At 56.3% G+C, this 14,711-nt stretch carries 12 protein-coding genes; 3 read left to right on the forward strand and 9 right to left on the reverse strand.

The window, feature by feature from the left end; translation table 11 throughout:
• Nucleotides 1–4: 4 nt before the first annotated feature.
• The 3 genes from V8J88_RS06520 to V8J88_RS06530 are packed head-to-tail and all read left to right on the forward strand — an operon-like array spanning nt 5 to nt 3,680.
• Nucleotides 5–1,624: a condensation domain-containing protein gene (locus V8J88_RS06520; RefSeq protein WP_338848539.1), complete on the forward strand. Its 1,620-nt coding sequence runs from the start codon at nt 5–7 to the stop codon at nt 1,622–1,624.
• Between the two features lie 15 nt (nt 1,625–1,639).
• A complete protein-coding gene (locus V8J88_RS06525; RefSeq protein WP_338848540.1) occupies nt 1,640–2,578 on the forward strand; it encodes an ABC transporter ATP-binding protein in 939 nt (312 codons plus the stop codon).
• Nucleotides 2,571–3,680 (forward strand): ABC transporter permease, encoded by a 1,110-nt coding sequence (locus V8J88_RS06530; RefSeq protein ID WP_338848541.1) that lies wholly within the window; start codon nt 2,571–2,573, stop codon nt 3,678–3,680. Before V8J88_RS06525 ends, V8J88_RS06530 begins: the two co-directional genes overlap by 8 nt.
• Before the next feature lie 140 nt (nt 3,681–3,820).
• Here the strand turns inward: V8J88_RS06530 and V8J88_RS06535 are convergent, their stop codons facing one another.
• The 9 genes from V8J88_RS06535 to leuS all read right to left on the reverse strand — a co-directional run bounded on the left by V8J88_RS06535 (nt 3,821) and on the right by leuS (nt 14,585).
• The gene (locus tag V8J88_RS06535) at nt 3,821–4,582 is read right to left on the reverse strand and encodes an Imm52 family immunity protein (protein ID WP_338848542.1); all 762 of its coding nucleotides are present in this window, start codon (nt 4,580–4,582) and stop codon (nt 3,821–3,823) included.
• Nucleotides 4,583–4,588: 6 nt separating this feature from the next.
• Nucleotides 4,589–5,956, reverse strand: coding sequence for a DUF6861 domain-containing protein (locus V8J88_RS06540; protein ID WP_338848544.1), 1,368 nt, complete (start codon nt 5,954–5,956; stop codon nt 4,589–4,591).
• 144 nt (nt 5,957–6,100) lie between these two features.
• Entirely contained in the window at nt 6,101–6,868 is a 768-nt protein-coding gene (locus V8J88_RS06545) for an Imm52 family immunity protein (protein WP_338848546.1), read from the reverse strand.
• A 3-nt stretch (nt 6,869–6,871) separates the two neighbouring features.
• Nucleotides 6,872–8,239, reverse strand: coding sequence for a DUF6861 domain-containing protein (locus V8J88_RS06550; protein ID WP_338848547.1), 1,368 nt, complete (start codon nt 8,237–8,239; stop codon nt 6,872–6,874).
• Nucleotides 8,240–8,592: 353 nt separating this feature from the next.
• Nucleotides 8,593–8,991: an ankyrin repeat domain-containing protein gene (locus V8J88_RS06555; RefSeq protein WP_338848548.1), complete on the reverse strand. Its 399-nt coding sequence runs from the start codon at nt 8,989–8,991 to the stop codon at nt 8,593–8,595.
• A gap of 132 nt (nt 8,992–9,123) precedes the next feature.
• Nucleotides 9,124–10,398: a glutamate-5-semialdehyde dehydrogenase gene (locus V8J88_RS06560; RefSeq protein WP_338848549.1), complete on the reverse strand. Its 1,275-nt coding sequence runs from the start codon at nt 10,396–10,398 to the stop codon at nt 9,124–9,126.
• Between the two features lie 20 nt (nt 10,399–10,418).
• Nucleotides 10,419–11,435: a DNA polymerase III subunit delta gene (gene holA / locus V8J88_RS06565; protein ID WP_338848551.1), complete on the reverse strand. Its 1,017-nt coding sequence runs from the start codon at nt 11,433–11,435 to the stop codon at nt 10,419–10,421.
• 1 nt (nt 11,436) lies between these two features.
• Nucleotides 11,437–11,949 (reverse strand): LPS assembly lipoprotein LptE, encoded by a 513-nt coding sequence (gene lptE, locus V8J88_RS06570; RefSeq protein ID WP_338848552.1) that lies wholly within the window; start codon nt 11,947–11,949, stop codon nt 11,437–11,439.
• Nucleotides 11,949–14,585 carry a leucine--tRNA ligase gene (gene leuS, locus V8J88_RS06575; protein ID WP_338848554.1) on the reverse strand — a complete coding sequence of 879 codons (2,637 nt, stop codon included), beginning with the start codon at nt 14,583–14,585 and terminating at the stop codon, nt 11,949–11,951. The genes lptE and leuS overlap by 1 nt, the downstream gene beginning before the upstream one ends.
• Nucleotides 14,586–14,711 lie beyond the last annotated feature (126 nt).

Here is a 14,711-nt window from a genome sequence, read left to right on the forward strand (position 1 = left end):
AATCATGACAACGCAATCTGCAGGCAAGCTTGCCACATACCCGTCGCCGGGACAGACGGAGCTAAGCGCCATCGGCCAGGAACTGATTGCCGAGGGGGTGGAATTTCCCCTGGGCTATGCGCAACTGTGTTTTTGGGTGGTGTATGAGGCGCTGGGCGAGACCGCGAATAATCTGTCACGCTTGATGATCGATGGGGAGGTGCAGGTCGGCTTGATGGAAAAAGCCATCAATTTGATGCTGCAAAGACATGATTCCTTGCGCGCCAGTATTTCCAAGAGCCAGCCGGTACAAAAAATCATGCCGCATCAAGCCTTTGATTTGGCTTTTTTTGATGGCGCTGCGGCAAGCGAGGCGGAATTCAGTGCGATGGTGGGTAAAATATCGCACCAAATGGTGGATCAAGCCTTTGATTTAAGCCAGGCCCCATTGCTGCGCGCACATTTATGCCGGCGCAGCGCAAGACAGTATGTGATGTTGCTGTGCTTCCCGCATATCATCGCCGATGGCGGCGCGGTGCACTTGTTTGAACAGCAGTTGATGGATACCTATCGGCGCCTGAGTCGCGCTGATGCGCATATTCCAGGCCGTGCGCAAACCTTGCAAATCGCCAATTTTGTCGAATGGGAGCGCCAGCGCAATGCGCAGCATGGCGCGGCCGCTTTACAGTTCTGGCGTGAGAAATTGCACGCCAGGCCATACGCGACTTTCCCTGACGCCTTGCTGGCCAAAGGCGCTTTGCAAGAGACCGATCATTACGCCAATTTCCCGGCAGCGAGTTTTACGCAATTGGCCGATGTGGCGAAACGCCATAAAGCAAGCTTGCAGATGGCGCTGCTGGCGGTGATCGCCTGCGCAGTGTTTCGCGTGACGGGACAGACGCAATTCAGCATCAATTCTGTGTTGGAAAGCCGCGACGAACATGGCACGGAAGGCTTGATGGCGGCCTTGTTGCGCGTGATGCCGGTACCGTTTTCCTTTACAGGCGAACTGAGTTTTGAGCAAGTTCTGCAGCAGGTGCGCCAGCATGTTTTGCAAGCATATGAGCACCGAGATTGCCCCTGGAGCATTCCGGTCGGCATCCTGGCCGAACAACGCTGGCGACAGCGTCCGGCGGGATATCTGGCGCTGATCAAGGCGTGCAGCAAGATTTACGCCAAAGTCTTTGCGCGCGCCAAGCTGTATCCGCGCTTCTTGGCTGATTTCTGGCTCATGGAAGCATTTCCGCCGGAAAATTGGCGCGCAGTGTTTGCTAAAAAACCGCCGCGCGCAGAACGTGGTGGCGTGGCGGCGCCGGTGCTGAATGTGAACATTTTGCAAAGCGCCTTCAAACGCGAGACCAATCAGCCCAGCCAGGCGGATGCGGCCGATAAAGAAGTACGCGCGGCGCAACTAACTGACCCGACACAATTGCTGTTGAGTGAGGCAGTGGACAACAACTGGGAAGAAGACAGCATCAATTTCTACATTCTTGATACAGGTCATGCAGAACCGAGTATCCGCATGATTTGTTCAAACTTAAACGAAACCGGGGTGCGCAGGATGATTGCCGCAGTGGAAGATATCTTGCGCACTGTGAGCGTGGCCCCGCACACCATCATCAATCAAGCAGGCTCAACTCAATAGACAGGTAAATGCCGAATGGATAGCAAAGAAAAAGTGATTGAATTTGCGGGCGTCAGCAAGCAATTCAAAGACCTCACAGCCGTCAATGATGTGTCACTCGATATCTATCGGGGCGAATTTGTTGCGCTCTTGGGGCCGAATGGGGCAGGAAAAACCACCCTGGTGGAAATGATCGAAGGCTTGAAAACCCCGGATCGCGGCAGCATCCGCATTCTTGGCCGCAGCTGGGCAAAAGATGAGGCTTTCCTGCGCATGCGCTTAGCCGGCGTTTTGCAAGAACCGCTCTTCATCAACAAATTGCGCGTGGTCGAGACGGTGAATTTGTTTGGCAGCTTTTATAAACTGCCGCGCAAGCGCAGCGATGAAGTGCTGGAGCTGGTGGAATTGTCGGGCAAGCGCAAAGCCCTGGTGGAAGAATTGTCGGGCGGTCAAAAACAGCGCTTAGCCTTGGCGATTTCAGTCTTGAATCAGCCGGAAGTGCTGATTTTGGATGAACCCACCACCGGTTTAGACCCGCAAGTGCGGCGCAGCACCTGGGAAATCCTGCGCCGTTTAAATCACGAAACGCGCTCGACCGTGATTTTAACCACGCACTATATGGAAGAAGCGGAATACCTGTGTGACCGCATTTGCATCATGCATCAAGGCCGTATTTTGACCCAGGGCACCCTGGCGCACTTGCTGCAAGTGCATGAGCCGGGCGAAATTGTGGAATATCGGGTGCGCGACGAAGCCGCCTGTAATGAATTGCGCCATCACGACAACGTGATTCAATACCACTACGACCAGGCCACCGCCAAAGTGCGCATTCTGGCGCATAACGGCACCGAGTTTTTATACCGCCTGGCCCGCTTTGTGCAAGATAAAAAAGTTGATATCGACCAGATCGTGGTCCGTAAAAAAACATTGGACGATTTGTTCCTTTCCATCGCAGGCCGAGGTTTCCATGAATAACGCATTGTTTAATTTAACCGCCACCCAATTCCGTCAATATTTGCGCGAACCGCAAATTTTGTTTTGGTCGTTTGGCTTTCCGCTCTTACTGGTGTGGTTGTTAGGCGTGTCCTTTGCCGAGCCGGATGTGAATGAACGCATTGTCGGCGTGGTTGTGCCGGCGCAGTCTGGCCCGGCGCAGGCGGAATTGAAAGCATGGGCTGCGCGCATCGAAGGTAAAGAACACACGATGCCATCCATCGTCAATCAAAATGAAGTCAAGCGCACCCATTTGGTCAAGGTCAAATATAAGTTCAAATTTTATGAAAGCCGCGAAGAAGTGGTGCGCGGTTTGAAACGTGGCGATGTGCAAGTATTTGTCGAGCCGGATGCGCAAGGTAAGCGCATGTATTTTCTGGACCCGCAAAACAGCGACGCCATGCTGACCTTCTTTTTCCTGCGTGACGATCCGGACAGCTTGAATAAAGCGGTCGAGAAAAACATGTCCGTCCTGGAAAGCCCCGGTCTGCGCTATATCGATTTCCTGGTGCCGGGTTTGATCGGCATGGCGATTATGGAAACCTGCTTAATCGCGGTAGGCTGGACCTTGATTGAAAAACGCGCCACCAAAGTCACACGTCAAATGCGCATTACGCCGATGAACCGCTACGACTTTTTAGGCGCCCATGTGCTGGCCTGTTTTGTGTTTTGCTTCATGGAGATTTTCGCGATTTATTTCTTTGCGCAGAGTTATTTTGATGTTCATGCGCAGGGCGGTTTGCTACCCTTCCTCTTACTGGTGATTGCGGGTAATTTATGCTTCGCCGGCATCGCCATCCTGGCCGCATCCCGCGCCTTAAAAGCACAAACCGCGAGCGGCATGCTGGAAGTGACTATTTTGTTCATGGTGATTTTCTCCGGTATTTTCTTCAGCTATAAACATTTCCCGGAATGGATGGTCAGCATCATCCAATACCTGCCGCTGACGATTCTGGCGGATTCCATGCGCATGGTTTTTGTTGAAGGCGCCGGCATTGCGGAAATCACCACGGCATTGGTGGTGCTGAGCCTGACCGGTTTGATCACCTTTGTAACCGGGGCGAAAGTGTTTAGATGGTATTGAGGCGGTGTTGATTGTGTAAGACGGCCGCACGGGAATTGTTCCTGTGCGGCTGGCGGGGAAATGGATTGAGGCGATTTGCCCGGAAAGCCTGATCTTGATCAAAAACGCAGGCGCTATTGGCGCAGCAGCGGGCCGAAAATTTAATTTTCAATCCAACCATGCTCCATCAGCCGCGCCCGCAACAACTTGCCGCGCGCCACATGTTCGGGATTGTCGGCAGAAACCATTTCCTGATCGAGCATGAATAAGGTTCCGCCCTGCGGCACAGCTTCCCAGCTAATGCCCATGCCCAGCAGCTCGGCGCGCGCTGGAACCTGATCGGGGGGGAGGTGGGAGAGGTAGGTGAGCCAATCGATACATGTCACTTGTTCGGGACTGATTGCTTCATTGAAATCAGGATTGCTGATGCGGGCATATTCAGGCGATAGCAGCGATATCAGTGAATGGAAGGAATCATTAACGTGCAAACGCTTAACTGCAGATGGTGAATTTTCTTGGTAGATAAATTTACATATAAGGCGATTTTTAACCGGCTTTTCTCCAAAGTAACCATCAGAATATGAGATTTTCGCTTGAATTTTTGAATCATTGAAGCATGAATGCGCTTCTAAATGACAGGTAAAACCATGCGGCGCCAAAGTGCAGTCAGTGATAAAACCGGCTTCGTCTGTATCAGTAAATTTTTGGTCTGTATGTGAAATTGATTTTCTTACTGAATCTTTTAATTCACTAAGATTTTCTCCTGCTGGCAAGCGTTCCCCTGCTTGAGTGCCAATAACTTTGAAATCGCTGACAACTGCTTTTGTATTTTTGAGTGAAGTGAGAATTTTTTTCAAATATATCGCGTACTCTGAAAAACTGAGTTTATTTTTACTCCAATAAAACCCAAAATATGCTTCCATTTTTTTTTACTCTTTCCCTAAAAATTTTAGCGTAATTCCACTTACTTCGTTTTCCCGGAATAATCTATTTACTGCAGATTTTGCCGCAGTATTGCTGAAGTGCCATTCGATCGGGACACCATCAGCCGCATGAATTTGTTTCATCGCATCTGCCAGAATCCCTTTTTTCCAAAATTCGGCATCCAAGGGTGGAAACTTCTCCCAATCCTTCGCATCAATCAAAACCTTGCGCACCGGGTCATAACCATCAAACAGCACCTTACCGCTGGGCACATCCGCATACGGCACGGCATATTCTACCCCACGCTCCACGCCGGTCACCAATTCCTGATATTCCGCACCCTTGGCGCGCAGCGGCGCCGCTTGCCAGACGCCGGGGCCGCCCTGGCTTTGGCCGATCAGGCTTTGCGCTGCCGTCAGCGGGGGCCGGCTGGGGATGGGCGCGGGGGCGGGTTTAGGCGTTGGCGCAGGTGCGCGGGGCGGCGGGCTGGCTGGCGGTGCGGATACTGCCGGGCGGGCGAAGGGGCCGGGCGCGGGTGCGCTGCCTGTGGGTTTCGGGCCGCTGCTGGCGTGGGCGTGCACTGGTGGTTTGACTTGCAGCAATGGGTGGCGGCTGGCGGCGGCGCCGTGTTGGCTGAGCCATTGCGCAAAGCGTTCGCCCAGTGCAGGCGCGGCGCGCACGCTGGCCAGCATGGCTTGCGCTTCGCCTTTGCCACGGGTGAACCAGGCCAGCAGGGCGCTCAGCAAGGCCAGGGAAAACAGCAGATGCCCCTCGGCAAAATGCTGGCTGGCGCGCAGCGTGCTGACTTTGCCCACGGCCATCCTATCTGTGTGCGGCATCGGCCCCCAGGCGTCCCAGAATCCGAGTTTGTAATGTTGCATGGCCTGCGGCATGGCTTGCGCCAGATACTGCGCCACCTCGGCGATGCCGACCAGATTCAAGAAAAAACCGCCCAGCTTGGCGCCCAGCACCGCGCCGGCAGCGGCGCCGGGCGCGGCGCCCACGCCAAACGCCAGCGAACCCGCCGCCCCACCCAACAGCGCACCCAAAGCCGCGCCGCCGCCCAGGTATAAAGCCAATTCCTTGCACAGTTTTTCCAGCAGCGGGAGCAAGCTGGCGATGTGAAACTGGCCGAGCGCGTTGTGCATGCGCTCCTGATACATGGCGTTGGCCTGTTCCAAGGCTTGCATGACGCGCTGCCCGCGCGCAATCGCCCCGCAGGCGTCGCGCGTCATGCCGAAAGCGCTGTCGCCGCTGGCAAAGCGGCAGGCGCGCTGTAATTCTGGCCAGGATGGCAGGCGCACACGTTGCAAGTCATATAAAAATGCTTGCACGCCGCGCTGCCAGATGGCGAAAAGGGGGGCTTGTTGCATGGGTGTCGGCAAAGAATGCGCAGAACAGCGCTTGTCACACGGGAAGTGCTGCAGTGTAGCATTTCCCTTGCTGCGCCTTGACTTATGCTTATAAATAAATAATTTCCATCAGAAAACGCAAACAAGCGCGGCAGTCAGGGGCGCTTAATTCTCAATCCAACCATGCTCCATCAGCCGCGCCCGCAACAACTTGCCGCGCGCCACGTGTTCAGGATTGTCAGCCGAAACCATTTCCTGATCGAGCATGAATAAGGTTCCGCCCTGCGGCACAGCTTCCCAGCTAATGCCCATGCCCAGCAGCTCGGATTTGGCGGGGACTTGCTCGGGGGGGAGGTGGGAGAGGTAGGTGAGCCAATTAATTGCGGTAATGTCCTCTTCAGAAATTTTATAAGCAAAATCTTGATCGCCTGAGCGTAAGGATCTGGGTTTGAACATGGAAATACTTAACAAAGCCAAATCTTTCAACTTTGTTTGCATCAGATAGAGAACGTGTCTGTCAGCTTTTCTGGTGTCAGGAAAGTTAATCAGGAAAAGATTGCTACTTGAAAATTCTCCATGTTTGCCATCGCAAAAAGATATATTAATTCCGCCGTCTTTTAATTTCCTGGAAGTGTTGAAAATTTCTCTAAATCCTAATTTACTTGTTGCATGATCGCTGATCATATTGTTTTCATCGACTACTGAGAAAATCTTGTCATCAGCACTGGATGACTCGCGCAAGATTTCTGATAAATTTGAAAAATCTTCAGCAATGAGGTGTGTTGCATCTTTCCCTTTTGCTATGTGACAGAAGTGTGAAAATGTGCTGTCAAATTCGCGTAATGTACTTAACGTTTTCTTGATATTAGTTGCAAATTCGCCAAAAGAAATGCATGTCTCATTCCAATAAGCTCCAAGCATGACATGTCTCATTTCTTATTCCTTTCCACTGGCTATCAGGCGTATGCCTTTGACTTCATTGTCATTAAACAGAACACGTACAGCATCTTTTGCCGAATGCGTGCTGAAATGCCATTCGATTGGGATGCCTTTTGCTGCGCGTAATTGCTTTTCCGCGTCGTTCAACACATTTGCATGCCAAAACTCAGCTCCAGCAGGCGGAAACTTCTCCCAATCCTTCGCATCGATCAAAACCTTGCGCACCGGATCATACCCATCAAACAGCACCTTACCGCTGGGCACATCCGCATACGGCACGGCATATTCTACCCCACGCTCCACGCCGGTCACCAATTCCTGATATTCCACCCCCTTGGCGCGCAGCGGCGCCGCTTGCCACACGCCGGGGCCGCCCTGGCTTTGGCCGAGCAGGCTTTGCGCTGCCGTCAGCGGGGGCCGGCTTGGAATAGGCGCGGGAGCGGGTTTGGGCGCAGGCGCTGGCGCGCGGGGCGGCGGGCTGGCTGGCGGTGCGGATACTGCCGGGCGGGCGAAGGGGCCGGGCGCGGGTGCGCTGCCTGTGGGTTTCGGGCCGCTGCTGGCGTGGGCGTGCGCGGGTGGTTTGACTTGCAGCAATGGGTGGCGGCTGGCGGCGGCGCCGTGTTGGCTGAGCCATTGCGCAAAGCGCTCGCCCAGCGCAGGCGCGGCGCGCACGCTGGCCAGCATGGCTTGCGCTTCGCCTTTGCCACGGGTGAACCAGGCCAGCAAGGCGCTCAGCAAGGCCAGGGAAAACAGCAGATGCCCCTCGGCAAAATGCTGGCTGGCGCGCAGCGTGCTGACTTTGCCTAAGGCCATCCTATCCGTGTGCGGCATCGGCCCCCAGGCGTCCCAGAATCCGAGTTTGTAATGTTGCATGGCCTGCGGCATGGCTTGCGCCAGATACTGCGCCACCTCGGCGATGCCGACCAGATTCAAGAAAAAACCGCCCAGCTTGGCGCCCAGCACCGCGCCGGCAGCGGCGCCGGGCGCGGCGCCCACGCCAAACGCCAGCGAACCCGCCGCCCCACCCAACAGCGCGCCCAAGGCCGCGCCGCCGCCCAGGTATAAAGCCAATTCCTTGCACAGTTTTTCCAGCAGCGGGAGCAAGCTGGCGATGTGAAACTGGCCGAGCGCGTTGTGCATGCGCTCCTGATACATGGCGTTGGCCTGTTCCAAGGCTTGCATGACGCGCTGCCCGCGCGCAATCGCCCCGCAGGCGTCGCGCGTCATGCCGAAAGCGCTGTCGCCGCTGGCAAAGCGGCAGGCACGCTGTAATTCTGGCCAGGATGGCAGGCGCACACGCTGCAAGTCATATAAAAATGCTTGCACGCCGCGCTGCCAGATGGCGAAAAGGGGGTCTTGTTGCATGGGTGTCGGCAAAGAATGCGCAGAACAGCGCTTGTCACACGGGAAGTGCGGCAGTGTAGCATTTCCCTTGCTGTGTGTTGACTTGCGATTGCAAATAAATGATTTCCATCAGGAAATTCAAGCAAGAACGAGCGTAACAGCGCTGTTTGTTGATGTACGATGTACATCCATGACTGGTGAAATCAGTTCGCAACATGCAGATTGTTGGGTCTGGAAATTACGCTGAACTCAATCTGCAGAATTGGGTAATTTATTTTGGCAGGGGCACGCCAAACTCACCAAATCAGGACCTTGCCTAAGGAGTGATTTACGTCGCATTCCAGTTTGTCGGACAGTGCCTCTGCCCGGCAGGTTTATGCTTCATATCCATGAACTGCGAGAATCACGGTCAGTTCCTTCTGCTTCGATATGGGTAACTGCCAGACAGGTTTTCGGATCACATCGTGTGGGTCTATCAGCGTGAACTTGGCGCCTAGGGTGAGAAGTAAATCAACAGCCTCAGCTTGACCCCCTTGCAGTGCGTGTATCAAAGCAAATTCAGGGATTATGGCGCCCAAGCTGTGCAGCAAACGAATTCCATCTGTATGATTTTCCACGGCCAAGCAATGCAGCACCGTTTCTGCAGAGTGATTATTGAACTCCAGAATTCCGGGTTTCTCTTTTACCAACTGTGGAACTGTCTGCGGACGTTCCAATACAGCTTCCAAGAGGCTGTTGAAGCCAGAAATTTCCTCCGCTGTGGCAGTTCCCATGCGTCTCATATGGCGTTTAAGGTGCAAGGTTTGCGCGGGGGCGGGGCAGGCAGCGCAGTGATCGGCTGGCAAAAAATCATATATTTATGCGGGCGGCTCTGTTGCCAAACCTACCGCCAGATTACAGCAAACTCACCCCCGCACCTGCCCACTCCCGAACACCACATACTTCAGCGAAGTCAGCCCCTCCAGCCCGACCGGGCCGCGGGCATGCAGTTTGTCGTTGGAAATGCCGATTTCCGCGCCCAGGCCATATTCAAAACCATCGGCGAAACGGGTTGAGGCGTTGACCATGACCGAGGCGGAATCGACTTCGCGCAAAAAGCGCATGGCGCGTCCATGGTGCTGGGTGATGATGGCGTCGGTGTGTTTTGAGCCATGCCGGTTGATGTGCGCAATCGCCTGATCCATATCGTCCACCACGCGCACGGCTAAAATCGGGGCCAGGTATTCGCTGTCCCAGTCGGCGTCGCTGGCTTGCGCCAGGTGCGGGTAGCCTTGCAGCAGGGCGTGGCTGGCGGCATCGCAGCGCAATTCCACTTGCTGCGTTAAATAGTCTTGCGCCAGCAGCGGTAAGATGCGCGGCGCTATTGCGCGCGCCACCAGCAGGGTTTCCATGGTGTTGCAGGTGCCGTAGCGGTGGCATTTGGCGTTGAAGGCAATCGCGCGCGCTTGTTCCAGCTCGGCGTCTTCGTCAATATACACATGGCAAATGCCATCGAGGTGTTTGATCATCGGCACTGTCGCTTCTTGCATCAGCCGCTCAATCAAGCCTTTGCCGCCGCGCGGCACGATCACGTCCACATAGCGGTTCATGGTGATCAAATGGCCGACGGCGGCGCGCTCGGTGGTGTCCACCACTTGCACCGCTTCAGCCGGCAGGCCGGCGTCAAGCAAACCCTGTTGCACCAATTGCGCCAGCAGGCGGTTGCAGTGGATGGCTTCTTTGCCGCCGCGCAAAATACTGGCGTTGCCGCTCTTGATGCATAAGGCTGCCGCATCCACCGTCACATTCGGGCGCGCTTCATAAATGATGCCGATCACGCCCAGCGGCACGCGCATCTGGCCAACCTGAATGCCGCTGGGGCGGATTTTCAGATTGCTCATTTCTCCCACCGGATCCGGCAGGCTGACGATTTGCGTCAAGCCTTCGATCATGAGGCCAATCGCTTTGTCGGATAATTGCAAGCGGTCGAGCAGGGCCGGCTCCAGCCCGACCTCGCGTGCGGCTTGCATATCTTGCGCATTCGCCGCTTTCAGCGCTGCGCTTTGCGCGCTGATCTGCGCTGCAATCGCCTGCAAGGCCCGGTTTTTGCGCGCACTGTCGGCGCGCGCCATGGCGGCGGAGGCGGCGCGCGCGCGCTGCCCGAGTTGCTGCATATAGTCTGCTAAGTGTTCTTGATTCATCGCCTGTGTTTCCATCATTCTCAGCGGGCTATTGCTAAGCCCAGTTGCAACAGCGCGTCCCAGCAATCGCCGGAAAGTTGCCGGCTTTTTAAGCCCTTGATGATTTTATCGATCTGGGCGGCCTGGCGCAGGGCGGCTTGCAATTGGGCCAGACTGAGGCGGCGCAAGGCGTCGCCGATCAGGCGTTCGCGCGGGCCGAAGACGCGGTTTTCTTTCATGGCTTGGGCTAATTGCGCCCCGCGCGCCTGCGCGCACTTGAGTTTGAGCAGGGTGCGCACTTCTTCTGTCATGGCCCATAAAATCAGCGGCAGCGCTTCGCCTTCGCCCTGTAAGCCCTGCAGCATGCGCGCTACGCGCAAGGGTTCGCCTTTTAACATGGCTTCTGAGAGTTTGAACACATCGTAGCGCGCCACATTCAAGACGCTGGCATGGATGTCTTCCAATTCCAGTTTGCCGGGGCCGTGCAAGAGGCCCAGTTTCATGATTTCCTGATGCGCTGCTAATAAATTGCCTTCGACCCGGTTGGCGATGAAGTCCAGCCCTTCGCGGCTGGCGCTTTGCTGTTGCAGGCTTAAGCGTTCTTCGATCCAGGCCGGCAGGCGCGCCCGCTCGACCAGGGGGATTTCCAGATAGGCGGCATGTTGCTGCAGGCTTTGCACCCAGGCCGCTTTTTGCGTCTGCCAATCCGGTTTCGGCATGGAGAGCAGGCACAGGGTGTCGTCGCCCAACAGCGGCGGTAAATCCTGCAGCATGCGTGCGCCTTCGACCCCGGGTTTGCCGCCGGGCATGCGCAATTCCAGTATTTTGCGGTCGCCAAACAGCGATTGCGATTGGCAGGCGGCGGCCAGCTGGCCCCATTTGAAATTGCGCTCGACATGCAAGACTTCGCGCTCGGTATAGCCTTGGGTGCGGGCGGCGGCGCGGATCGCGTCCGCCGCTTCCAGGGCTAATAAGTGCTCATCGCTGGCGATGACATACAGGCTGGCCAGGCGGCCTGCCTGTAAATGCGCTTTGAGCTGTTCCGCGCGCAATTGCATGTCAACGCTCCGGGCGGATCGCCGCCAGCCGGCGCAGGATTTGTTGCACCAGATCGCTTTGCATATCGCGCCACAACAAGGCTTCTTCTGCTTCCTTGGCCAGCACTTGCGCTTCGTTAAAGCTGATGGTGCGGCGCAGATTGATGTCGGAGGGCATGAGCAATTCCCGTCCTTTGTTATCAATCACGCGAAAGCGCAGGGTGTAGGTGAGGGCGAATTCGCGCACCCGGCCTGCGCTGTTGAGCGAAAGCACGGTTTTATCACGCGTATCGGCCATGATTTGCAAGACCGCGTCGGCCTGGCTGGCGTTGGCGGCGAGTTGCAAGCGGCTGCCGGCGCGCAAATTGCGCGTCAGTTCGATGGCCAGCGGCGAGCGCGCATCCGCTTCCAGGTACAGGCTGGAAAAGGGCAGGGCTAACAGCGCATCATTGCTGCGCAACTGAAAGCCGCAGGCCGACAGCAGCAGGGCGCACAGGGCCAGCAAGCCCCATGCGCGTTTGGTCAGGCGCATCATCAGACGACGATGTTAACCAGTTTGCCGGGCACGATGATGATGCGCTTGGGTGTGCCTTCGATAAACTTGACGACCGATTCCGCCGCCAGCGCCGCTGCTTCAATCGTCGGTTTGTCGGCGTCGCGTGCGACTTTGATCGCGCCGCGCAGCTTGCCATTGACTTGCACCATCAATTCGATTTCCGCTTGCTCTAAGGCCGCCGGGTCAACTTGCGGCCAGGGCGCGTCCAGCAATTCGCCCATTTCCGCCGCGTAGCCGAGTTGTTGCCACAGGGCGTGCGTGATGTGCGGCGCCACCGGGTACAGCACGCGCAGGAAGATGCCGAGGGTTTCTTTTTGCACCGCCATGCTTTGCGCGCCCGGGGCCAGCTTGGCGCCTTCGAGCAAGTTCAACATCTTCATACAGGCCGAGACCACGGTGTTGTACTGGATGCGGCGCATGTCCGAATCGGCTTGCTGCAAAACTTTATAAATTTCGCGGCGCAGGGTTTTTTGCGCTTCATCCAGGGCGTTGATATCCAGCGCCGGCGCTTCTGAGACGGTGGCTTTGTGGCCATAGGCATAGGCCCAGACGCGGCGCAGGAAGCGGTGTGCGCCTTCCACCCCGGCGTCATTCCATTCCAGGGTTTGTTCCGGCGGCGAGGTGAACATCACAAACAGGCGTGCGGTGTCGGCCCCGTATTGGTTGATCAAGTCCTGCGGGTCAACCCCGTTGTTTTTGGACTTGGACATGGTGGTCATTTCATATTCCAGCGGCGAGCCGTCGGCTTTTAAGCTGGCCCCGGTGATCTGGCCCTTGTCGTCGCGCAGCACATTGACTTCGTGCTCCCAGTAATAATTTTTACCGGCGTCGGCAGGTTTCTGGAAGAAGGCGCCTTTTAACACCATGCCTTGCGTCAAGAGATTGACGAATGGCTCATTCACTTTCGTCAGGCCCAGGTCGCGCATGACCTTGGTCCAGAAGCGCGCATACAGCAAGTGCAGAATTGCATGCTCAATGCCGCCGATGTATTGATCCATCGGCATCCAATAGTTTGCGCCTTCGGCCACCATGGCTTCCTTGTTTGCGGGGTCGCAATAGCGCATGAAATACCAGGACGAATCGACGAAGGTGTCCATGGTGTCGGTTTCGCGCCGCGCCGGCTTGCCGCATTTGGGGCAGTCAACCTGGAGGAAATCTTCGCGCTTGTTGAGCGGGTTGCCGCTGCCGTCCGGCACGCAGTCTTGCGGCAGCACCACCGGCAAGTCTTGTTCCGGCACTGGCACGGCGCCGCAGCTGTCGCAGTGGATGATGGGAATCGGCGTGCCCCAGTAGCGCTGGCGCGAAATGCCCCAGTCGCGCAGGCGCCAGGTGGTTTTCTTTTCGCCATCGGCTTGTTGCGCCAGGTCTGCAGCGATTTTATCCACCGCCGCCTTGTAGCCCAGGCCGTCATACGCGCCGGAATTCACAGTGACGCCGCGCTGCTTGTCGCCATACCATTCGGCCCAGGCGGCCTCGGAATAGCTTTCGCCTTCGACTGCAATCACTTGTTTGATAGGCAGATTGTATTTTTTGGCGAATTCAAAATCGCGCTCATCATGGGCCGGCACGCCCATCACGGCGCCGTCGCCATAGCTCATCAAGACATAATTGCCGACCCAGACTTCGACTTGTGCGCCGTTTAAGGGGTGGCGCACAAACAGGCCGGTCGGCATGCCGGCTTTTTCGCGCAACGCCAATTCGGCTTCGGTGGCGCCGCCTTTTTTGCATTCATCGATGAAGGCCGCCAGCGCCGCATTGCCGGCGGCAGCGTGTTGCGCCAGTGGATGTTCCGGCGCCACGGCGCAGAAGGTCACGCCCATGATGGTGTCGGCGCGGGTGGTGAAGACAAACAGCTTGCCATCCTGGATCAAGGCGCCGGCGGCGTCGCGAATCTCATGGCTGAAGGCGAAACGCACGCCTTCGCTCTTGCCGATCCAGTTTTCCTGCATCAGGCGCACGCGTTCCGGCCAGCCCGGCAGTTGATTCACCACGCAATCGAGCAATTCTTCGGCATAGCCGGTGATGTTCAGATAGTAGCCGGGGATTTCGCGCCTTTCGACCAGGGCGCCGGTGCGCCAGCCGCGCCCGTCGATCACTTGTTCATTCGCCAGCACGGTTTGATCCACCGGGTCCCAGTTGACGACCTGGGTTTTACGGTAGGCGATGCCTTTTTCCAGCATCTTCAGGAACAGCCATTGGTTCCATTTGTAATAAGAAGGGTCGCAGGTGGCGATTTCGCGCGACCAGTCAATCGCCAGCCCCATCGCCTGCATCTGCTTTTTCATATAGGCGATGTTGTCATAAGTCCATTGCGCCGGCGGCACTTTGTTTTTCATCGCCGCATTTTCCGCAGGCAGACCGAAGGCGTCCCAGCCCATCGGCATTAAGACATTGTGGCCGTTGCTGCGCAAAAAACGCGCCAGCACGTCATTGATGGTGTAGTTGCGCACATGGCCCATGTGCAGTTTGCCGGAAGGATAGGGCAGCATCGAGCAGGCGTAGTATTTGCCCTTGGGGAAACGCGGGTCGTTTTCAATCGCTTTATAGGCGTCAATCGACTGCCAGTGTTGTTGGGCGGCGGCTTCTACTTCGGCGTGGCTGTATTTATCTTGCATGATCAGCGGTCAAGGTCTGGTTAGGCAGCGCAAGCTTGCGCTGCACGGTTGTCTTGCGTGCAAAACGTCCATTATAAGCGGGTTTTTTATCAGGCTGCGGCTTGTTTGTTGCAGCGCAATGCGGCA

Origin of the sequence: Massilia sp. W12 (genome assembly GCF_037300705.1) — a bacterium.
Classification (GTDB): domain Bacteria; phylum Pseudomonadota; class Gammaproteobacteria; order Burkholderiales; family Burkholderiaceae_D; genus JACPVY01.